At 73.0% G+C, this 21,628-nt stretch carries 18 protein-coding genes; 5 read left to right on the top strand and 13 right to left on the bottom strand.

The window, feature by feature from the left end; all coding sequences use genetic code 11:
- The gene (folE, locus tag HDA30_RS09260) at positions 1-708 is read right to left on the bottom strand and encodes a GTP cyclohydrolase I FolE (protein ID WP_246418912.1); all 708 of its coding nucleotides are present in this window, start codon (positions 706-708) and stop codon (positions 1-3) included.
- 58 nt (positions 709-766) lie between these two features.
- Positions 767-2,761: an ATP-dependent zinc metalloprotease FtsH gene (gene ftsH / locus HDA30_RS09255; RefSeq protein WP_158497094.1), complete on the bottom strand. Its 1,995-nt coding sequence runs from the start codon at positions 2,759-2,761 to the stop codon at positions 767-769.
- 771 nt (positions 2,762-3,532) lie between these two features.
- Between ftsH and HDA30_RS09250 the strand changes: the two genes are divergently transcribed.
- Complete coding sequence (locus HDA30_RS09250; RefSeq protein ID WP_184241935.1) at positions 3,533-4,600, top strand: hypothetical protein; 1,068 nt, start codon at positions 3,533-3,535, stop codon at positions 4,598-4,600.
- A 300-nt stretch (positions 4,601-4,900) separates the two neighbouring features.
- Here the strand turns inward: HDA30_RS09250 and hpt are convergent, their stop codons facing one another.
- From hpt to HDA30_RS09230, 4 genes are all read right to left on the bottom strand, one after another.
- Positions 4,901-5,452, bottom strand: a complete 552-nt coding sequence (gene hpt / locus HDA30_RS09245) for a hypoxanthine phosphoribosyltransferase (protein WP_184241933.1) — start codon at positions 5,450-5,452, stop codon at positions 4,901-4,903.
- Positions 5,453-5,541: 89 nt separating this feature from the next.
- Positions 5,542-6,828, bottom strand: coding sequence for a tRNA lysidine(34) synthetase TilS (tilS, locus tag HDA30_RS09240; protein WP_184241931.1), 1,287 nt, complete (start codon positions 6,826-6,828; stop codon positions 5,542-5,544).
- On the bottom strand, positions 6,815-8,032 hold the full coding sequence (locus HDA30_RS09235) for a zinc-dependent metalloprotease (RefSeq protein WP_184241929.1): 1,218 nt from the start codon (positions 8,030-8,032) through the stop codon (positions 6,815-6,817). The genes tilS and HDA30_RS09235 overlap by 14 nt, the downstream gene beginning before the upstream one ends.
- 110 nt (positions 8,033-8,142) lie before the next feature.
- Entirely contained in the window at positions 8,143-9,537 is a 1,395-nt protein-coding gene (locus HDA30_RS09230) for a D-alanyl-D-alanine carboxypeptidase (RefSeq protein WP_184241927.1), read from the bottom strand.
- 110 nt (positions 9,538-9,647) lie between these two features.
- Between HDA30_RS09230 and HDA30_RS09225 the strand changes: the two genes are divergently transcribed.
- Together HDA30_RS09225 and HDA30_RS09220 are read left to right on the top strand one after the other, a co-directional pair.
- Positions 9,648-10,211 carry an inorganic diphosphatase gene (locus tag HDA30_RS09225; RefSeq protein ID WP_158496948.1) on the top strand — a complete coding sequence of 188 codons (564 nt, stop codon included), beginning with the start codon at positions 9,648-9,650 and terminating at the stop codon, positions 10,209-10,211.
- A 245-nt stretch (positions 10,212-10,456) separates the two neighbouring features.
- Complete coding sequence (locus HDA30_RS09220; RefSeq protein WP_184241925.1) at positions 10,457-11,089, top strand: hypothetical protein; 633 nt, start codon at positions 10,457-10,459, stop codon at positions 11,087-11,089.
- Between the two features lie 51 nt (positions 11,090-11,140).
- Here the strand turns inward: HDA30_RS09220 and HDA30_RS09215 are convergent, their stop codons facing one another.
- The 3 genes from HDA30_RS09215 to serS form a co-directional block, all read right to left on the bottom strand.
- On the bottom strand, positions 11,141-11,527 hold the full coding sequence (locus tag HDA30_RS09215) for a hypothetical protein (protein ID WP_158496946.1): 387 nt from the start codon (positions 11,525-11,527) through the stop codon (positions 11,141-11,143).
- A gap of 149 nt (positions 11,528-11,676) precedes the next feature.
- On the bottom strand, positions 11,677-12,489 hold the full coding sequence (locus HDA30_RS09210) for an HAD family hydrolase (RefSeq protein WP_184241923.1): 813 nt from the start codon (positions 12,487-12,489) through the stop codon (positions 11,677-11,679).
- A gap of 153 nt (positions 12,490-12,642) precedes the next feature.
- Positions 12,643-13,929, bottom strand: coding sequence for a serine--tRNA ligase (gene serS, locus HDA30_RS09205; protein WP_158496944.1), 1,287 nt, complete (start codon positions 13,927-13,929; stop codon positions 12,643-12,645).
- A 66-nt stretch (positions 13,930-13,995) separates the two neighbouring features.
- On the opposite strand from serS, the gene HDA30_RS09200 reads away from it, so the two are divergent.
- Complete coding sequence (locus tag HDA30_RS09200) at positions 13,996-15,114, top strand: diacylglycerol/lipid kinase family protein (RefSeq protein ID WP_184241922.1); 1,119 nt, start codon at positions 13,996-13,998, stop codon at positions 15,112-15,114.
- Positions 15,115-15,149: 35 nt separating this feature from the next.
- Here the strand turns inward: HDA30_RS09200 and pheA are convergent, their stop codons facing one another.
- A complete protein-coding gene (gene pheA / locus HDA30_RS09195; RefSeq protein WP_246418909.1) occupies positions 15,150-16,073 on the bottom strand; it encodes a prephenate dehydratase in 924 nt (307 codons plus the stop codon).
- A gap of 86 nt (positions 16,074-16,159) precedes the next feature.
- A complete protein-coding gene (locus HDA30_RS09190; RefSeq protein WP_158496941.1) occupies positions 16,160-16,486 on the bottom strand; it encodes a rhodanese-like domain-containing protein in 327 nt (108 codons plus the stop codon).
- 170 nt (positions 16,487-16,656) lie between these two features.
- Between HDA30_RS09190 and HDA30_RS09185 the strand changes: the two genes are divergently transcribed.
- A complete protein-coding gene (locus HDA30_RS09185) occupies positions 16,657-18,120 on the top strand; it encodes an amidase (RefSeq protein ID WP_184241920.1) in 1,464 nt (487 codons plus the stop codon).
- A 42-nt stretch (positions 18,121-18,162) separates the two neighbouring features.
- On the opposite strand, the gene HDA30_RS09180 is transcribed toward HDA30_RS09185, so the two are convergent.
- Both HDA30_RS09180 and HDA30_RS09175 read right to left on the bottom strand, forming a co-directional pair.
- A complete protein-coding gene (locus HDA30_RS09180; protein WP_184241919.1) occupies positions 18,163-20,406 on the bottom strand; it encodes a PIG-L family deacetylase in 2,244 nt (747 codons plus the stop codon).
- The gene (locus HDA30_RS09175) at positions 20,403-21,569 is read right to left on the bottom strand and encodes an acyl-CoA hydrolase (RefSeq protein ID WP_184241918.1); all 1,167 of its coding nucleotides are present in this window, start codon (positions 21,567-21,569) and stop codon (positions 20,403-20,405) included. Before HDA30_RS09175 ends, HDA30_RS09180 begins: the two co-directional genes overlap by 4 nt.
- Positions 21,570-21,628: the final 59 nt, after the last annotated feature.

Below are 21,628 nucleotides of genomic sequence, written 5' to 3'. Positions count from 1 at the left end.
TCAGCCGTTCAGGATCAGGCTCATGGCCTCGGAACGGGTGGACGGGTCGCGCAGCTGGCCGCGCACCGCCGACGTGACGGTCTTGGCACCGGGCTTGCGCACGCCACGCATGGACATGCACATGTGCTCGGCCTGCACCACGACGATCGCCCCGCGCGGGGCCAGGTGCTCGACGAGCGCCTCGACGATCTGCGTAGTGAGCCGCTCCTGCACCTGCGGACGGCGCGCGTACAGCTCGACCAGCCGGGCGAGCTTCGACAGCCCCGTGACACGGCCCTCCTCACCCGGGATGTAACCGATGTGCGCGGTTCCGTGGAACGGGACGAGGTGGTGCTCGCACGTCGAGTAGAACGGGATGTCCTTGACGAGCACGAGCTCCTCGTGCGCGATGTCGAAGGTCGTGCCGAGCACCTGCTCGGGGCGCTGATGCAGCCCCGCGAAGAACTCGGCGTAGGCCTTCGCGACGCGCTTCGGCGTCTCGTGCAGCCCCTCGCGCTCCGGGTCCTCGCCGATCGCCTCGAGGATCTCGCGCACGGCGGCCTCGATGCGCGGTCGGTCCACGGCGGTCGAGGCGGGGTCGAAGGTTCCCGGCACGCCGGTGACCGCCGTGAGGGCTCCGGTGTCCAGCGGAACGGGCTGGTCCTGCGGCGAGGGCTGCGCCTCCGGGGTGGAGTCCTCCGTCACGGGCTGCCCCTGAGGGGCAGGCATCTGCCGCGCGGCGGCACCGCCGTTGATCCAGTCCTCCGGCCAGTCCGCGCCGGCGCCGTCAGTGCGAGGCGTCATGGTCGTCTCCCGGGACGGTCGTGGACTCGATACCGACGGGCGTCTGCTCGCCCTCGCCCAGGCGGGCGCGGCGCTCCTGCGGGGACAGCACGGGGGGCTGATCCTGGTGCGGCCGATCGTCGGCGGCGAACCACACGGGCCGCGGATCGCGCTGACGGATTCCCGCGAAGATCTCGGCGACGTCCTCCTGGTTGAGGGTCTCTCGCTCGAGCAGCTCGTAGGCGAGCCGGTCGAGGATGTCCCGGTTCTGGGTGATCACCCAGTGCGCCTCCTCGTGCGCCTGGTCCATCAGCTGCCGCACCTCGGCGTCGACCAGGTAGGCCAGCTCCTCCGAGTAGCCGCGAGAGCCACCGCCGGCGCCGTGGCCAAAGGGCTCCGTGTCCGCCGCGCCGAGCTTCACGGCGCCGACCTTCGCGCTCATGCCGTACTCGGTGACCATCTTCCGGGCCGTCTCGGTGGCCTTCTGAATGTCGTTCGCCGCGCCCGTGGACGGGTCGTGGAAAACGACCTCCTCGGCGACGCGGCCGCCCATCGCGTAGGCCAGCTGGTCGAGCAGCTCGTTGCGCGTCACCGAGTACTTGTCGTTTTCGGGCACGACCATCGTGTAGCCCAGCGCGCGGCCGCGCGGCAGGATGGTGATCTTCGTGACCGGGGCCGAGTGCCGCAGACCGGCCGCGACGAGCGCGTGGCCGCCCTCGTGGTAGGCGGTGACCTTGCGTTCGTGCTCGTTCATCAGGCGCGTGCGCTTCTGCGGGCCGGCCATGACACGGTCGATCGCCTCGTCGAACGCCACCGCGTCGATCACGTTGTTGTGCGAACGGGCCGTCAGCAGCGCCGCCTCATTGATGACGTTGGCCAGGTCCGCGCCCGTGAAGCCGGGGGTGCGCTTGGCGATCTGGCGCAGATCCACGTCGAGGGAAATCGGCTTGCCCGTGGCGTGCACCTCGAGGATCCGGGCGCGGCCGTCGAGGTCCGGGGCCTCCACGGGGATCTGCCGGTCGAAGCGGCCCGGGCGCAGCAATGCCGGATCCAGCACGTCCGGCCGGTTCGTCGCGGCGATCAGGATGACGTTCGTCGAGGCGTCGAAGCCGTCCATCTCGACGAGCATCTGGTTCAGGGTCTGCTCGCGCTCATCGTTGCCGCCGCCCATGCCGACACCGCGGGCACGGCCGACCGCGTCGATCTCGTCAACGAAGATGATCGCGGGAGCGTGACTCTTGGCCTGCTCGAACAGGTCGCGCACGCGGGAGGCGCCCACGCCGACGAACATCTCGACGAAGTCCGAACCGGAGATCGAGTAGAAGGGCACGTTCGCCTCGCCCGCGACGGCCTTGGCCAGCAACGTCTTGCCGGTGCCGGGAGGGCCGTAGAGCATGACGCCCTTCGGGATCTTCGCGCCCACCTTGTGGAAACGCTCGGGCTGGGTGAGGAACTCCTTGATCTCCTCGAGCTCCTCGACGGCCTCGTCCGCGCCGGCCACATCCTTGAACAGGACGTCCGGGTCCTCCTTGTTGATGAGCTTCGCCCGGGACTTGCCGAACTGCATCATCTTGCCGCTGCCGCCCTGCATGCGGGACATGAGGAACCAGAAGAGCAGGAAGATCAGCAGGAACGGGACGATGAACCCCAGCAGGGAGAGCAGCCAGTTCGACCGTTCCGGCTCGTCCGTGTAGCCGTCGACCTGTGACTCGTCCATGGCCGTCGCGACCTTCTCGGCGCGGGCCTCGGAATAGTAGAAGAAGACCTCCTTGCCGAGGTCGTCGCCGTCCTGCTTGTAGGGCTCACGCAGGGACAGGTCCACGCGCTGCTCGCCGTCGTCGATCAGCGCCTCGGCCACCTTGCCGTCCCTGAGCATGGCCATGCCGACGTTCGTGTCGACCTGGCTGCGCTGCGGCTGCACGAGGGCGGGGATCACGAAGCCGAGCACGAGCAGGGCGAGCAGGATCCAGAAAAACGGTCCCTGCAGGAACCGCTTCATGCCCGATGCGGGTTTCTTGTCCTCCACGCGCGCGTTGCTCCTGTCGTTGCGCGGCCCGCGACCGAATGGCCGGAGACCGGGTGGCGATAACGTCGGGCGAGGGCCCGAGGGACCAGGCTACCCGGCCCCGCCATGACGACGCCCGCTGTGGACGAGAGTTCGCCGCCGGTGGACAGGGACGTGGTGCGGGTGCGGCGGGCGGCGGGTGCGGGGCGAGGCCGGCGGCTGCGAGGCAGGTTCGGCGCGCGGCGGGTGCGGGGCGGGGCCGAGCGGCGACTCGGGAGCGGACGCGCAGGACGAGCGGTCATGGCAGTGGGCGTTATGTGGGCGACCAGTCATGCGCATGGGCGCTCAGACCGCGAAAAATGCGGCTATACCGCCCGCTGGAGTGACCGCGAGGGGCCTTTCCGCCCGCTGGAGTGACCGACTGACTCCCCGCCCCGATCACCGTCCCGGTCTGCGCACCCGCCCTGTGCACCCGCCCTGCCCCGTCGTGAGCCTGCTGCTGGACCCCCGGGCCCCGGACATGCCCCGGCCAGCGACGGGGCAGCGACCATCGAGGCGCCGCCCCTCACGGTCCCGGACATGCCGCTACGCCTGCCTGCGCCCGGACGTCGGTCTCACCGTTCACGGTTCAGGACGGCCGCGGTCGTCCCCTCCACACGCGGACTCGGCCGTCCGGCCCTGCACAGACGCCCCGTCGTCCGGACCAATCCACGGCCACCGCAGCGCACCCACCGCGTCGACCTCGATGACCGGCAGAGTGGTCTCATGCGCCGCCCCGCCCCGCTGCCGGACTCCCTGCGCGCCGGCCCGTTCACCCTTCACCAGGCCCACGCCGCCGGCGTGCACCGCGATCGCCTCCGCCGCTCCGACATCGTGCGCCTGGCACGCGGACTGTACGTGTGGAGGGGCACGTCGAGACCGTCGGCCAGCACGACAGTTTCGCCCGCGGGATCGGCGTCCCGGCCACGGGTACGGCCGCATCCGACCATCGGACACGATGACCCCTACGAGTGGAGCACCCCGCTGACCGTTGCACAGCACGACCGACTCGTCCGGCTCATCCCGCACCGGCACACCACCGCGCTCTCCCACCAGACGGCGGCCCGTGCACGCGGCCTGTGGCTGCCGGCCCGGCTCGATCACCACGACGCGGTGCACGTCAGCCGTCCCCGGGACCGTGGCCAGTTGACCGCCGACGGGGTCGTCTCGCATCGAACGCTGCTGCCTCGTGAGGAGGTCGAGCAGGTCTTGATCAACGGCCAGCCCTGGTGGACCACGACCCTGCCGCGACTGTGGGTCGATCTCGCCGCACAGCTGACCGACCGCGAACTCGTGGTTCTCGGTGACCACCTCGTCCGATGCGCAGAGCTCGACGGCGGTGTCGACGCGGCGACGGGCAGGCGCGGTGAACTCATCCAGGTCGCCGCGTCGTGCCGCACGGGACGCCGGCACCGGCGCCGACTGATCGCCGCAGCCGCCACGGTTCGCGTGGGTGCCCACTCGCCGCGGGAGACACTTCTGCGACTCGCACTGGTCGAGGCGGGCCTGCCGGAGCCCGAGCTGCAGATCGAGATGCACGACCCGTCGTTCTCCCCGACGCACCCGGCGAGCGCGGACTTGGGGTACCGCAGCGCGAGGCTGGCGTTGCACTACGACAGCAAGCATCACGGGCGACCGCGTCAGATCGACCGCGACGTCCAGAGGAACGCGGCCTTCGAACGACGGGGATACCGCAATCTGACGGTGTCCACGTCCGACGGCCGCGACGGCTACCGGCGCGTGATAGACGAGGTTCGTCGACACCTCACCGCCCACTCCGCGGGGAATGTGTGAGGAGCGCACCCCGGGGAATGTGTGAGGAGCGCGCCCTGAAGATCTTTGCGATGCGCGCCCGACACCGATCTAACGGAGGCCCCGGGCTCGGGGCATGGACATGCAGCCCGCAGTCGCAGAATCGAATCGGTCACGCCAACGGGCGGAACTCGATGCCGCAGTCACGCCCACGGGCGCTCTGACGCCAGAATCGCGGCCTATACCGCCCGCTGGCGTGACCAGTCGAGGTCATACCGCCCGCTCGCATGACCCATCGGCCGACGCCGCCCGTCGACGCGACTGGCCTGCCTCGCCCCCAGCTCAGGAGTAGACGTGCGGGGCGAGCGTGCCCACGCAGTCGAGATTGCGGTACTTCTCGGCGTAATCGAGGCCGTAGCCGACCACGAACTCGTTCGGGATGTCCCGGCCCACATACTTCACGTCGATGTCGACCTTCATGGCGTCCGGTTTGCGCAGGAACGTGCAGATCTCGACCGACGCCGGGTTGCGGGACTCCAGGTTCGCCTTGAGCCACGAGAGCGTCAGGCCGGAGTCGATGATGTCCTCGACGATCAGCACGTGCCGGCCCGTCAGGTCGGTGTCGAGATCCTTGACGATGCGCACGACGCCCGAGGACTTCGTGCCCGAGCCGTACGAGGAGACCGCCATGAAGTCGACGTCGACGTGCGAGGACATCGCTCGCGTCAGATCGGCGACCACCATGATCGCGCCCTTGAGCACCGCGACGATCAGCGGGTTCTTGCCCGCGTAGTCCTCGTCGACCTTCGCCGCCAGCTCCGCGATGGTGGCCTGGACCTCCTCCGTGCTCAAGAGAACGTGGCTGAGGTCTTCCTGGACGTCCTGTGCCTCCATGCGGGAGCAGCTCCTGATTCGGTGGGATGGGTGCGTGAGATGCGGGACCCGCACGGCCCTCCGGTCGGGCGTCGCCGAGCGGACGAGCCTCACGCCGACGACCGCTGTGACGGTCGCGGCGCCGCGGGGATGAAATCCAGTGTGGCACACGCACGCGCGAGCGCATCCCCCTGGGCGGCGCCGTCCGGGTGCACGGTCCTGGCCGCGCGTCGAAGGCCGGGCCGACGACGTCGCACCCGCACGCCACCGGGAAGCTCGACGGGACCCGCCGACGCTCCCGGGACCGCCTCGACGAGGGCGGCCGCCGCGAGCACGCGTTCCCGGGTCAGGTCCTCGGCACCGCAGAGCCGGGCCGCCCGCAGGACGACCCGATGCCGCACCGCCGGCGGCAGCTCCCGCAGCCCGTCGAGGCGCAGCCGGACGGTCGAGGCGGCGGCTCCGTCGACGACGCGCAGGGCGTCGAACGCACGCTCGGCCCACGCATCGAGGGCGGCGGCGTCCTCCGCCGCGATCCGGGCGCTGCGCACGAGGCCGGCCCGCGTGCCCGCCCCGAGGCCGGTCTCCGGGTCCTCGAGGGCCGGGAGCAGGCGATGCCGCACCCGCACCCGGCGCATGTCAGGATCCGTGTTCTGCGGGTCGTCCCACCAGCGCACGCCCGCCCACGCGCAGATCCGCTCGAGGTCGACGCGGGAGAGTCCCAGCAGCGGCCGGACGACGCGCGACGTCGACGACTCGGCACACGGCAGGGGACCGCACGCCGGAATGCCGGCCACGGACCGCGTGCCCGAGCCCCGCGCCAGGGCCAGCAGCACCTGTTCGGCTTGGTCGTCGGCCGTGTGGGCGGTCAGCACGACGTCGGCACCGACGGTCGCGGCGGCCTCGGCCAGGGCGGTGTAGCGCAGCCGACGGGCATGGCCCTCAAGCCCGTCCGATGCCTCGGCTTCGGCCCTGTCCCCGCCCCTCCGGACCGGCACGACGGACGCCCGGTCGAGCCCAATGCCGTGCAGGACGGCGACGGCCGCCCGCGCGACATCGGCCGAGCCGGGCTGCAGAGCGTGGTCCACGCACACCGCGGCGAACCGGTCAGGCCCGCCGCGCCGGGCCCCGTCGCGGGTGTCGGCGACCACGGCGGCGGTCACGGCGAGCGCGAGCGAGTCCGCGCCGCCGGAGACCGCGAGCAACACCCGCCCCGCACGCACGGGCGGCTCCCCCGTCACCGCCGTCCTCGCTGTCGGCGGCTCCGGTTCGCCCGTCGCGGCGTCCACGGCGTCCCGCAGCGCCCGCACAGCACGGTGCAACGGCTCCGGCCACCGCGTCGTCGGCGGCCACGGCCCGGTCAGGGCGGGCAGTCCCGCCCCGCTCTCAAGCGGTCGCACGGATGCGGCGCACCCACTGCTCGGGCGCGTGGACCTCAGCCTCGGTCGGCAACAACTCGGGGGCGTCCCAGACGACGTTGAACCCGTCCATGCCCAGCTGCTCGACGACGGCCGTGACGAACCGCTGACCGTCCTGGTACTGGCGCATCTTGGCGTCCATCCCGAGCATTCGACGCACCCACCGATCCAGCGGGGAGCGCCGCTGCTGGCGTTCGCCGAAGCGACGGCGGATCGTCTTCACACTCGAGACGACGGAGGCGTCCACCCCGTCCATGACGACGTTCGCGTGCCCCTCGAGCAGCGACATCACGGCGGTGAGGCGGGACATGCGGGCGCGGTCCTCCTCGTCGTGCAGCGCCGCCATGAGCCCGCCCCGCGGCGCGGGCACCCCGTGCCCGTCGGCCGCCCCGTCCGCCGGGCCGGCCTCGTCCCCGCCGGGCCGGGCGGCCAGCAATGCGGCGCGCAGGCGCCCGGAGAGCGACTCGGACTTGTCGAACATCGCGGAGGTGAACCCCGTGATCTCGTCCCGCAGGTGCTCGGCCAGCCAGGGCGCCGCGGCGAACTGCACGCGGTGGGTCTGCTCGTGCAGGCACACCCACATGCGGAAGTCCTCCGGGATCACGTTCAGCTCGGCCCGCACCATCGCCACATTGGGCGCCACCAGCATGAGCCGCCCGCCCGAACCGGGGCGGCGGTCGCCGTCGGGGCCGGGTGTCAGGGCGCTGAACGGGTCGTACTGCCCGAGGACCTTGGAACTGAGCCACGCGAGGATGCCCCCGAGCTCCGTGGCGGTGGCGCGCGTGGCGAGCGGGTGGGTGGAGGTCCGGTACTCCCCCGGCCGGGTGCGGGCGAGGTGGTCGAAGGTGGGCCGCAGCAGCGCCTGGAAGGAGTGCGTGTTGGCCTTGGCCCACGTGCCCCGGTCGACGACGAGCAGCTGCGAGTCCCGCAGGTCCTCGGCCGCGGCGAGCCGCGTGAGCCGGTGCACGTGCGGCACGGACGCCTCGGCGGCGGCGCGCAGGCCCTCGGTCTCGGCGCGGGCCTGGCGGGCGGACATCCGCGGCCCCGGCGGGGCCAGGGCGGCGGCGGTGCGGGCGGCGACGGCCCAGTCGATCGGCTGCGCCGGGGCGCGCTCGGCCGCGGCCGCATCGCCCCGGGCGTCGGACGTCGGAGGCTCGTCGGGCGTCGGGTTCTCCGGGCGGTTCATGCGCCCATCAGATCACAGGCAGGGGCGCTGCGGCCCACCGAGGCGGTCCGGCGGGGCGGTCCGAGCCTGCAGCGCCCGGCCCGATCCCTGCGCCACCCTCGACGCGCGGTTCACAGCTCGGCGAGCGCGACGACCGTCTCGTCGATCGCGTCCCGGGCCTCGGTCACGTCCGCGTCGATGCCGGTGAGCACGATGCTGAACACGACCTCGCGGCCGCTGGCCGTGCGCAGCCGCCCGGTGAGGGAGACCGAGTCCAGCAGGGTGCCGGTCTTGGCCTGCACGCGGTCCTGGGCGGCGGTGCCGACGAGCCGGTCCTGCAGGGTGGAGTCCGTGCCCGGGGCGGGCAGGGCCTCCACGACCGGCTGCAGACGCGGGCTGCGCGCGGCGGCCGCGAGCACGCCGGTGAGCTGGTCTGCCGTGACGCGGTTGTCGCCGGCGAGGCCGGAGGCGTCGGCCAGGTCGAGCCCCCGCGTGTTCACGCGCAGCCGATCGGCCGCGTCGACGAGGACTCGGCAGACGCCCTCGGGCGCGGGCTTCTCACCGGCCAGGTGGGCGGCGTCACGAGCGAGGACCTCGGCGACCTGATTGTCCGAGTGGCCCAGCATGAACGCGACCTGCTCGGCCACCGTCGCGGACTCGACGAGCCCGAGCGGCGGGGCGTCGAGCACCTCGGCCCGGTCGGCGTCGGTCCGCGGCACCTGTTCGCGCACGCGCACGTCCACGTCAGCGTCGGCGGCTTCGGCGGCGTCGGCGAGGGCGGACTGGAAACGTTCGGCGGCGAACCCGGCGGTGTCCTCCACCCGGTCCTGCCCCGTGCCGTACTCCTCACGGCCGCCGTACGTCGCCAGGGGCCGCACGGGCGAGACGTGCCCCTGCTCGTACAGGTCGTCGGCCCAGGCGGGATTGCGGCCGTCGCCGCCGAACAGACGCGGATCCACGGTCACGATGACCTCCCCGGTCACGCCGCGACGCTGGAGGCCGTCGACGGTGCGCTGCGCGAGCGTGCTCAGGCCGGCCCGGCCGGAGACCGCGTCCGGGTCCGAGGCGCCCGTGCCCAGAAGCGCGTCACCCCCGCCGACGAGGACCACCTCGGCGGGCCCGTCCGCGTGCTCGTCTGCCAGGACGGTCCAGGTGCGCAGGCGCCGTTCAGGGCCCAGCTCGTTCAGGACGGCCGCTGCCGTGAGCACCTTGACGGAAGAGGCCGGGGCGACCGGCTCGTCGTCGGCGATCTGCGTGAGCTCCTCGCCCGTGGCCAGGTCCCGGATGCTCACGTGGGCGGTGCCGGGCGCGTCGGCGAGCGCGGCCTCGGCGGTGGCGGTCAGCTGGTCGGCTCCCGGAGCGCCGGCCTCGGAGGCGGCCACGACCTGGTCGGTGACGACGGTGCCCTCGAGCGGCGCCGCATCGTGCGGCGCGGGGGCGGGGGCCGGGGCGAGCGTCATGCCCGCGGCGAGCATGACGGACGCGGCACGCTCGGCCATGGCGGAGAACAGGGGTGCAAGGCTCACCGGGCAAGTCCATCACACGGGGCGGCGCCCCGCGTGCCGGATAGGCTGACCCCCGACGGATCCCGCACGGATCCGACGATTCGTCACGCACACCCGAGCCAAGGAGCGTCATGGAGCACGACGTCACCATCGAGATCCCCGCCGGATCCCGCGTCAAGTACGAGTTCGACCACGAGACCGGCCGCCTGCGCCTGGACCGCGTGCTGTTCACCCCCATGCAGTACCCGGCCCACTACGGCTTCTTCGAGCACACCCTCGGCGAGGACGGCGACCCGCTGGACGCGATGGTCTGGCTGCCGGGCTTCGACCTGGTACCGGGCGTCGTCGTGGAGGCCCGACCCGTGGCCGTGTTCACCATGACCGACGACGGCGGCGGCGACGCGAAGGTGCTGTGCGTGCCCGCGGACAAGCGCTTCGACCACATCACCGAGCTCGAGCACGTCGACGAGTGGCTGCTCAAGGAGATTGAGCACTTCTTCACCCGCTACAAGGACCTGGAGCCGGGCAAGTGGGTCAAGGTCGAGGGCTGGAAGGGCCGCGAGGCCGCGGAGAAGGAGCTGGCCGCCTCGATCGAGCGCTTCCAGGCCTCCGGCAAGTCGGTCGAGTCCGACGAGCCGCAGGGCCGCGACGTGGACACCGAGGCAGCGACGCCGGCCACTGAGCAGGGCGAGTGAGCCTGCGCTGACCTGCAGGGTCGGTCACGCGCGGCCACCGAGCACGCGAAGACCGAGCAACGCGGAGACTGAGCCGCAGATCCATACTGCGCGAACGACCCTTCTGAGGGCCCGGAACGGCCTGAGAAGGGTCGTTTGCGCAGTACAGATCGCCCGGGAGCACCTCGGAAGCACGGACTCGGGGCGCCCCGCACACCTCGACCCTCCCAGCATCGGCGGTGGTCGCGCCTGGCAGAATCGGGCGCATGTACGCCCTCTTCCTCAACCAGCGCGACACCCTCGAGGCCGGGGACCTGGTCGACGACATGGTCCGCGAACTACGGGACGCGGACACGGTGCTGCCGTTCCAGCGGTCGTGGGGCGACGAGCTGATCGGCGTCGTCGCGGACCCGGACACCGCGGTGGACGTGGCCCTGAGGGCCCTGCGGCATCGGCGCTGGAACGTGGGCGTGGGCGTCGGCCCCCTCACCGCCGCCGACGGCACGCCCGGCCTGCCGGACACGCAGGAGCTGGGCGACGTCGCGGGGCCGGGACTGGTGGCGGCCCGTCAGGCGGTCGAGGCGGCGGCGCTGAGCACGGCCCGGATCCCGGTGGCGGTGTCGACCCGGAATCTCGAGGCGGCCGCGCAGGCCGAGGCGGTGCTGCGGCTGGTCGGTCAGCTGGTGTGGACCCGCACCGACGCCGAGTGGCGCGTGCTGGACCTGATGGTGCCAGGGGTGCGCGGGCAGCAGAAGCTCGTCGCCGCGGAGCTCGGCATCACCACCCAGGCGGTCTCGCAGGCCGTGCAGCGGGCGTTCTGGACCGAAGAGCACGCATGCCGCCCCGCCGCCGCGCGGCTGCTGGCGCTGGCGGACGAGGCCGATCTGCCGGAGACCTGACCGGACGCGCCCGGGGCGACGGCGGAGTTGAATCGCAGTCGCGGCACTGCGTCAGACGACGGTCCCAGGGGGACGGCACTGGTTCGGCAGAGTCGCGTGACCGGCGACGAGCTTGACGGCCCAGACAGGGCCAAACCACCGCTGGCGCGTCAGATCGGTCGCAAGGTCAGCAGATCCCAGGAAGAGCGCCAACGCGGAACCGACCAGCCTGCGGTCCTGTTCCGCGACGAACGACTGCAGCAGCATGGTCCCGCAAACCACCCCTGCCCACCGCTTGAGCGCACGACCCCAGGTCCCTTCCCCCAACAGCGGGAGCGCGAAGCACTGGACATGGCCGATAGCCAGGACCAGCCGCGACCCCAAACTCGTCTCCGCGTAGTGGCGGCGCGTCTCCGGAATCTGAAAAGCCACCATGCCACCGATGAGGTCGGCGGCCACCACACCGACGACGCCGGCGACAGGCCACGACCGCCTTTCACGGGTGGAACGAGTGACTGCTGCTACCCCGACTCCCGCGGCGCTCAGAACCGCCGCAGACGAGGCGGCTCCAAGCGGCCCGACTAGTCCTCTCCACGCTCCTCGCATCGTCAGTCCTGCCCTGGGCCGCCCTCGAGCAGCCCGTTCAGCACGTCCGCGAGCCCGTGCTCGTCCACGGTGCCGGTCACCTCGTCCGCGGCGTCCTTGACCTCGTCGACGGCCTGGCCCATCGCCACGCCGCGGCCGGCCCAGCGGAGCATCTCGATGTCGTTGCGTCCATCGCCGACCGCGACCGTGTCCTGGCGGGACACCTTCAGCACGGTGCGCAGGCCCTCAAGCCCCGACGCCTTCGTCACGCCCGCGGCCGCGACGTCGAGCCAGGCCGTCCAGCCGACCGAGTAGGTGACCCCGGACAGGCCGATGCCCTCGACCGCACGGCCGAACTCCTCCGTCGAGGAATCCGTGGAGAACACGACCAGGCGCACGGCGGTCGTGGACATCAGCTCCTCGAAGGTGACGCCCTCCGCCGTGACGCCGAACGACATGTCCTGGAAGCGCTCAGTGGAGCGGAAGGACCCGTCGGGCAGCTCGAGCGCGTACTTCGCGCCGGGCAGCCGGTCGCGCAGCTGCGCGAGCACCGAGTGCGGGTCGAACGTCCGCAGGTCCGTGACCTCGTATCCGGCGTCGAGCGCCGGGTCCAGGCGCAGGGTCACGCCGCCGTTGGAGCACACCATGAACCCGGTGTCGATGCCGAGGGACTCGGCCACCGGCAGAGTCGCACCGCGCGAGCGCCCCGTCGCGATCACGACGTGGTGACCGGCGTCCCGGACCGCCTGCACGGCCTGGCGCACGGGCTCATGGAGGCGACCATCGTGGTCCACGATCGTTCCGTCGACGTCCAGGCACACGAGCTTCTTCGTCATGCCGTCCACCCAACCACACGGCTCGGACACGAGTGCGACACGCGGGTGAACGGCCGGCGTCGCCTCTCCCCTGACCGACGAGGGTGCAGCTGTGGTCGCCTCAACGCGCGTGAGGCGACCACAGGTGCGCCCTCGTCGGGGTGAAGGAGGGCTTCAGACGAGCTCGAGCCGTTCCAGCCCGCCCAGGTACGGGCGCAGCGCCGCCGGCACGGTCACGCTGCCGTCGGCGTTCTGGTGGTTCTCGAGGATCGCGACGATCCAGCGCGTCGTCGCGAGCGTGCCGTTGAGCGTGGCCACCATGCGGGTGCCGCCCTTGCCGCCGTCGTCCGTGGGGACGCGCTCGCGCACGTTCAGCCGTCGGGCCTGGAACGTCGTGCAGTTCGAGGTCGACGTCAGCTCTCGGTAGGTGCCCTGCGTCGGCACCCAGGCCTCGCAGTCGAACTTGCGGGCGGCGGAGAGGCCCAGATCGCCGGCGGCGGTGTCGATCACGCGGTAGGGCACCTCGATCGCGGCGAGCATCTGCTCCTCCCACGCGAGCAGGCGCTCGTGCTCGGCCTCGGCCTGCTCGGGGCTCGTGTAGACGAACATCTCGAGCTTGTTGAACTGGTGCACGCGGATGATGCCGCGCGTGTCCTTGCCCGCGGAGCCAGCCTCGCGGCGGTAACAGGTGGACCAGCCGGCATAGCGGACGGGGCCGTCGGCCAGGTCCATGATCTCGTCGGCGTGGTAACCGGCCAGGGCGACCTCGGAGGTGCCGACCAGGTACAGGTCGTCCCGCTCGAGCCGGTAGATCTCGTCGTCGTGCTCGACGTCGAAGCCGGTGCCCTGCATCGTCTCGGGACGCACGAGCGTCGGCGGGATGACGGGTGTGAAGCCGTTCTCGAGGGCCAGGTCCAGGCCCATCTGCATGATGGCCAGTTCGAGGCGCGCGCCAGCGCCCCGGAGGAAGGAGAAGCGCGCGCCAGAGACCTTCGCGCCGCGCTCCATGTCGATCGCGCCGATCAGTTCGCCGATCTCGAGGTGGTCGCGCGGCTCGAAACCGTCCGCGGCGAAGTCACGCGGGGCGCCGACCTCCTTGAGCACGGCGAAGTCGTCCTCGCCGCCAGCCGGGATGCCCTCGACGATGAGGTTCGGGAACGCACGCTGCTCAGCGGCGAGCGCCTCGGCGGCCTCGTTCGATGCGGCCTCGGCGGCCTTGACCTGCGCGGCCAGCTCCTTCACCTCGGCCAGCAGCGCCTGCTTGTCCTCGCCCTGCGCCTGGGCGACCTTCTTGCCGAAGGCCTTCTGCTCGGCGCGCAGCTGTTCGAAGCGGGCGATGGACTCGCGGCGGGACCGGTCCGCCTCAATGATGCGGTCCACGGCGGACACGTCCGCCCCGCGGGCGGTCTGGGAGGCGCGGTACTGCTCGGGCTTCTCGATGAGGTCCTTGACGTCGATCACGCGCTCCAGCCTAGCGGCCGCGCCCGCTCATGCCTGGCTCACAGCACCGCTTCCTAGAATCAAGGCATGAACAGTGACTTCACCCTGGAGATGCTCCTGGCGGTCATCGCCCTGGTCGCCGTCGTGGCGGTCGGTGCGGTGCTCGTGTGGAACCACCTGCGCGTCCGGCAGCTGAGCCGTCAGATGGAGCGCCTGCGCGCAGAGCGCCAGTCCCTGGTGGCCCGGGTGGACCAGTTGAAGACTCAGGTGGACGAGCAGACCGGGGACGCGCAGGGGCGGCATGATGTGGCCCTCGTCATCAACCCGGTGAAGAACAACGCGGACGACGTCCGCAAGCAGGTGGCGGCGGCCACCCGTGACATGGGCATGGGCGAGGTGCTGGTCCTGGAGACCACGCAGGACGACCCCGGAACTCGGATGGCCGCGGACGCGCGGGCCGCCGGCGTGAAGGTGGTCATCGCCGCCGGCGGTGACGGCACCGTGCGCACCGTGGCCGAGCAGCTGGTCGGCACGGACATCCGCCTGGGCATCGTGCCGATGGGCACGGGCAACCTGCTGGCCCGCAATCTGAGCCTGCCGATCGACGACTTCGATACCTGCATCAACGCGGCCCTGTCCGGCGCCACCAAGAAGATCGACACCCTGGACGTACGTTTCGAGGATCCGGACGGCGAACGCCACCGTCACACCACCCTGGTGATCGGCGGCGTCGGCCTGGACGCCGAAGTCATGGGAGACACCCGCGACGATCTGAAGGCCAAGGCCGGCTGGCTCGCCTACGGCGAGGCCGGTCTGCGCCACCTGCCGGGCGACCGTCAGGACGCCACCATCGCCATCGACGGCGGCTCCGCGCGCCGCTACAAGATCCGCTCCGTGCTGGTGGCCAACTGCGGCACCCTGCAGGGCGGCCTGGAGCTGCTGCCGGACGCCAAGCTGGACGACGGCCTGCTGGACGTCATGGTCCTCTCCCCTCGCCACGTGCTGGACTGGGCCCGGATCGCGGCGAACACCGTGATCGGCCACCGCGTGAAGATCCCCGTGATGGAGACCCTGCAGGGCACCCGCGTGCAGATCCGCTTCGAGACGCCGATCGTCTCCCAGCTGGACGGCGACTCCACCGGCGAGGTCGTGGGCATCGACGCGCGCCTGATCGAGGACTCCCTCACCGTGATGCTGCCGCGCTGAGCCGTCCGGAACGGAGGGCTCTGCACCGCAGACGCTCAGCGCCGCAGCAGGCCCCTCACCCACTCCCGACCGCGGCGGTAGGCCTCATCGCTCATGTGGCCCGGGACCTGAACCTCGCGCTCAACGGCGCGCGGGTAGGAGCCCAGGAACCGCACGCCGGGGAAGATCCGGTGCAGCGCGGCCAGGGCGGCCTGCACGCGCTCCTCGGCCAGGTGGCCTTCCAGGTCCAGGGAGAAGAAGTACTGCCCCAGCCCCGTACCGGTGGGCCGGGACTCGATGCGGGAGAGATTGATGCCGCGGGTGGAGAACTGCTCGAGGATCTCCAGCAGGGCGCCCGGGTGATCGTTCGGCAGCGGCACGGTCAGGGTGGTCTTGTCCGTGCCGGTCGGCGCCGGCAGCGGGCCGGGGCGGCCCACCAGCACGAAGCGGGTGACGGCGCCCGCGGTGTCCTCGATGCGCTCGGCCAGCACGGGCAGCCCGGTCTGCTCGGCCACGAGCGGGGCACAGACCGCCGCGTCGAAGGCGGGGATCGCTGGCCCGTCGTCCGTGGTCTGCGGAAGCAACAGACGGGCGCCGGCCGCGGTGGACGGGGCCGGCGTGAACTCGGCCTGAGGCAGCTGCGCGTCCGCCCAGCCACGGACCTGCGCCCAGGCATGGGTGTGGGTGGTGACCCGACGGACGTCCTCCAGACGGACCCCCTGCCTGCCAACCAGCACGAAGCTGATGGGCACCAGCACCTCGGCGAGGATCTGCAGATCGTCCCCGGAGGCCACGTCGTCCACGGTGGCCGAGACGCCGCCCTCCACGGAGTTCTCGATCGGCACCATGGCGTAGTCCGCCGCCCCGGAACGCACGGCCGCCAGAGCGGAGATCACGGAGACCGAAGCGGTCACCTCCGACTCAGCGACCCCGGGAATCTGGCGCAGCGCCGCCTCGGTGAAGGTGCCCTCGGGGCCCAGGAACGTGAAGCGGGCGCCCGGCCGAACCGCGCCCCCCGCGGGAGCGTCGACGTCGGCCCGGGCGCCCGCCTCGGGGTGCGGCGGGGTCACTTGACGGTCGGCTCGGCGTCGCCGTCGGCCTCCATTGGCTTGCCGGCTTCGAGCCAGGCGCCGGAGCCGCCGGCGATGTTGATCGCCGAGTAGCCGCGCGACTCCATGAACTCGGCGGCGCGCGCCGAGCGGCCACCGGTGCGGCAGATGACGTAGTAGTCGGTGTCCGGGTCCAGCTCCTCAATGCGGTCGGGCAGCTGTCCCAGCGGCAGGTGCTGCGCCCCGGCGGCACGGCCCAGGGCCCACTCGTCGTCCTCGCGGACGTCGAGGATGGTCGCGTTCTCGGGGATCTGGTCGACGGTGACGGTCTCGAACATGCTCATGCCGCCCAGGGTATCCCCGCCCGTCGCGCCCAGACACCGCACGGCACCGCGACGACGCCGCGATGGTTCGACGGTGCCGCGCCCGGGCCTTGAGCCGATCGTCCACGGTTCGGCTCGACCGCGCGCGAGGCGCCCGGGCCTGGCATGCGGGGTGACTAGTCTTCGGTGCCATGGAGAACGCCGCGCGACCGCCCGCACGACTGCTCGACCGCACCGCGCTCGCCCTGCGTGACGATCTCGCCGCCGGACGCCTCGGCGCCGTCGAGGCCGTCAGGGCGGCCCTGGCCGCCGCCGAGGAGCACGCCGACCTGGGCGCCTTCGCGGCGCTCGACGCGGAGCGGGCCCTGGACCGCGCCCGCCGGTTGGACGACGAGCGCGCCGGTCGGCGCGGCGCCGGCGACGCTGCGGCCGGGCCCGACCATCGGCTCGGCGCCCTGCACGGGATGCCGACCGCGTTCAAGGACCTCACGGACGTGGCGGGCCTGCCGACCCGGCGCGGCTCTGAGCTCACGGCCTCTTCCCCCGTGCCCGACCGCCACGACCCGGTCGTCGAACGGCTGGCCGAGGCGGGCGTGGTGACCGTCGGGAAGACCACCGTCCCGGAGTTCGGCCTCGACGCGCACTCGGAGAACCCGCTGGGCGGGGCCGCCCGCACCCCGCTCGACCCCTCGCGCACCGCCGGCGGCTCCTCGGGCGGTTCGGCGGCCGCCGTCGCGGCGGGGATCCTGCCGGTCGCTCCCGGCACGGACGGCGGCGGCTCGGTCCGGATCCCCGCGGCCGCCTGCGGTCTCGTCGGGCTCAAGCCCGGGCGCGGGACCGTGCCGACGGATCCGCCAGCCGAGTCGGTGCGCAACCTCGCGGTCACCGGCCCTCTCGCGCACACCGTCGCGGATGCGGCGCTGCTCTTCGACGCCCTCACGGCTCAGCCGGCGTCACCGGGCGCGGGCCCGAGCCTCGAGGCGGTGCAGGACGCGGTCGGGCGTCTCGAGGCGGGTGAACGCCCGGTCCCGCTGCGGGTGGGCGTGACCGCCGCGTCGCCGTTCGCCCCCGAACTGTCGATCGGCCTGGCGACGTCCGCGTTCGCGGCGCTGACCACGGCCGGCGCCCGCCTGGCCGGGCTGGGCCACGCGGTCGACGAGTTCGTGCCCGAGTACGGGGACGAGTACCACCGGGACTTCCGCACGCTGTGGACCTCCGGCCTGCTGCGCGCGGACCTGCCCGAGGGCGCCGAGCACCGCGTCGGGCCGATGGCCGCGAACTTCCTGCACACGGCCGGGGCCCTCTCCGCCGAGCAGATCGACGCGGCCGAGCGCCGCATGACCGACTGGGCCGTCGGACTGCGGGCGCAGTTCGCCGTCCAGGACGTCGTGATGACCCCGGTGCTGGCGTTCGCGCCGCCGGAGGTCGGGCACTTCACCTCGCTCGAGCCGGAGGCGAACTACGAGCGGCAATGTCTGTTCACGCCCTACACGTCGATGGTGAACGTCATGGGGCTGCCCGCCGTCTCGGTGCCGGTGACCCGTGACGAGGACGGACTGAGCTGGTCGGTGCAGCTGATCGGCCGCCCCGGCGACGAGACCCGGCTGCTGCGCCTGGCGGCGCAGCTCAAGCTCGCCGCGGGCGCCGACGCCTGACGTCCGTCGTCACCGGGCCGCCCCGTGCACCGGAGCGCGTCGTCACTGATCGGCGCCCTCACGCAGCAGTCGGCTCAGGAACCCGGCGAAGCCGGCGGAGACGCCCGCGTCGCCCGGCTCCGCGCTGTCGGGCTCCGCTGAACCGGTGACAGTGCGCCCGGTCGTCCGCCCTGAGGTGACGACGCGCACCGCGTCGCTCGCCCGCACCAGCGCGCCGGTCGCCCGGACGGCCTCGACGAGGGCGACGTCCTCGTGCTCCCGCGCCTCCGGGAATCCGCCGGCCGCCTCGTACAGCGACCACGGCAGGCCGAGGTTCGCCCCGTGCACGTGCCCGTGGCCGTCGCGGTGCTCATACCCCTCGCGCCAGGCCTCGCGCAGCCGCGGCGAGGCGTCGTCGGCCAGGTCCACCGTACCCAGCACGAGAGCCTCCCCCGCGCCGAGCACGGCCTGCCCCGCGAGCCAGCCGGCCGGCACCCGCGAGTCCGCGTCCGTGGAGGCCAGCCACAGCGCCGGTCCCGGCACGTCCGGGAACAGCGTGCGCGCGAACCGCGCCCCCGCAGCACGGGCCCGGCCGACGCCGCCCGCCTCGGCCACCGGCGCCTCCGCGGGGCTCTCCAGCTCCGTCGCCGCAGGCTGCACCGCGTCCAGGTCGAACACGTGCACGCGCCCGTCCCGTGCGGCGACGGCCCGGGCGATGTCGAGGGTCGAGTCCGTCGACGAGTCCACAGCGACGACGACCGCCGCCGAACCCTGCGCGTGCTGCTCCTCCCAGCGGTCGAGGGCGGCCCGCAGCGCGTCGAGGCACGCCGGCAGCAGCGCCTCCTCGTCGCGCGCCGGCACGACGACCGCCGCGTGCGTCGCCTCGGCCGAGCGCACGAACAGGCCCAGCCGGACGTCCTGGTGCACGTGCTCGGCGTGCAGGCGCCACCGGGGGTCGGCCAACACGCGGGCGTGCACGTCGTCACCGTCGAGGGGCCAGCCGCGGATCGGGTGGCGCCAGTGGCAGAGCAGCACCTCACCGTCAGGGGCGAGAGCGCAGTCGATCCTGTCCATCAGCGCGTCGAGCTCCTCGGGTTGCAGGAAGTAGCCGACCTCGGAGACCACGACCACGTCGACCGTCCCGCGCACCCGCGCCTCGGCGAGCGCGGCGTCCCAGTCCTGCGGCAGCACGGCGCGGTGCACGCTTGCGCCCGAGGCCCCCGCCAGGCGGCGCGCCGCGCGCTCGACGGCGACGTCGGAAGCCTCGAGTCCGACGACCCGGTCGGTCCGCTCCGCGAGCTCGGCCGTGAGCACACCGATCGACGCCCCGACCTCGACCACAGTGTCGTACCGGGGACGCGGGAGCATCGCGAGGGTGAGCGCGCGCTTGCGGCGCTCGTACGCACTGGTCAGGTATCCCCACGGGTCCTGTTCCCGCCGGTAGAGGCGGTCGAACACGGCGGCCGCGCGGCTCGCGTCGGAGTCGTCGGGGCCGGCGTACCGGTAGCAGTCGAAGGGGCGGTCGAAGTGGGCCAGCATCCCCGGGTGCAGGATCGCCTCGTCGCCGGGCGCATCAGAGAGCGGCTCCACCTGGGAGGCGTGCGCGCGCAGCGCCTCCCGACGGGCGGCGCGGTCCGCCTCGCTCAGCGGCCAGCGGCGGTACCGGCGAGCCGGCAGGTCCGCGGCGCTCGCCCAGTGCCAGAACCACAGCGGGAACACGTACAGCGGCACGTCCCGTTCCGCCGCGAGCGCCGAGACGATCCTGCCGACGGCGTCGTGGTCCGCATGCCCGTCTGCCGGGTCGTGGCCGACCAGCACGGCACGCTCGTCGGTCGCCAGAGAGTCCAGGGCGGACTCGGTCGCCGCGCGCACCGCGTCCTCGTGCCCGGCGACGGCGGAGTCCGGCAGGCCGAGACGGGTGACGCGCAGCCGGGCATGGTCGAAGCCGGCGGCCAACGCGTCAGCCGCGTGCTCGAGCTCGACGGCGCGCAGCTCGGTGAGCCGCTGCGGGGTGTGCGTCGGCGAGTCCGGGTGGGAGGCCTCACCCGCCGTGGCCACGAGCAGCTCAACGCGGCCGCCGGCGGCCAGGGTGCCGCGGATCAGGCCCGTCGCACCGAGGGTCTCGTCGTCGGGGTGCGCCACGACGACCACGCTCACAGGGCGCCCTCCCGGCCCGTCGACGCCGGGCGCGCCGGGGCGCACGGCGCCGAGGACCAGCGCGTCGGGGCTGAGGGCGGGCAGGTCGTCGAGCCCCGCCTGCTCCCAGTGAGACTCGGGAGTGCCGTCGTCCAGATGCGAGAAGCTCACCAGCGGACCCCTTCCCTTCCGGCTCCCCCCTCGCCAGCGACATCCCACGCGGCACCGTCGCGCGCTGCCCTCGGCCCGGCCTCCAGAAGTGCGGCGCCCAGGCGTGCATCGTCCCGCTCGGCGTGGTGCTGACGCACGTACACCTGCAGGTCCGCGACGGCCCGAGCGTGCCCGGCGTCACCCGTGAGCGGGCCGGGCCCCGTGGCGCGGCTAACGACGTCGATCACCTCAGCGCACACGGCCGCGACGGTCCCGCGCACCCGGTCCGCCTCCGTCATGCCGGGCGCGTGGTCCAGCTCCCCGGCATCGACGGCGGCGGCCGCCTGGCTCAGGACGGTCGCCGCGGCATGCAGCAGCCGGTCCACGCGGCCGAGGGCGGCCAGTCCGATCTGGTCCGGGCCCTGACTCGAGCCCCGCCTGGCCCCCTGGGAGCGACGGCGCAGCTGGTTCCGCAGAGTGCGCCCGATGCGCACGGCGCCGCCGAACCACACCGCAGCCACGCCCATGCCGCCCCACGCGAACCCGGGCCGCTCGAGGTACCAGCCGTCGGGGCCGACCGGCCGCGCGGGCGCCTCGTCGAAGGCGAGGGAGAGGGTGGTGATCGGTGCCAGCCCGAGCGCCGGCCACGCCGCGCTGCTCTGCTGCACGCCGCGGTCACGCAGGCCGACCAGGAACGCGCGGCGGCGCTCGGTGCCGGCGATGCGGGCGGTGACGACGGCCGCCTCGCACTCGCCGGCGAGCGAGCACCAGGGCTTGTCCCCACTGAGCGTCCAGCCCGACGAGCCCTCGTGCGCCTCGGGCGTCACGCCCCCGGACTCCGAGGCGTAGACGCCGAGCAACCCCCGTGGCGGCGCAGGGGTACCGTGACCGGCCTCGTGCGCCTGGGCGAGGATTCCGAGGGCGTCCAGATGCGGCTCCACGACACGGGCCCCGGACAGGCTGCGCGCGCCCAGCGCCGCGAGCAGCTCCCACTGGGCGCGCGTCCGGCCGTCACCGACGAGCGGCAGGGACCTGGCCGTCTCGGGCGCGGTGAGCGCGGCGGAAACGCCGGAGACGACGTCGTCGCCGCTGGCCGCCTCGAACAGGGGCGCGAATGCGGGGTCCTCGACGGGCCAGAGGGGGCCCGGACGGTGCGGGGTGTCGGATGCGGTGCCAGCGGACATGCGCCCGAGCGTACGGGCACACAGGTGCCGCACGGAACGCCTCGTCCCTGGCCTGTCCG

Source organism: Micrococcus cohnii (assembly GCF_014205175.1).
GTDB lineage: Bacteria > Actinomycetota > Actinomycetes > Actinomycetales > Micrococcaceae > Micrococcus > Micrococcus cohnii.
The sequence above is the reverse complement of the archived record's forward strand: the minus strand, read 5'-3'. Positions and strand labels throughout refer to the sequence as shown.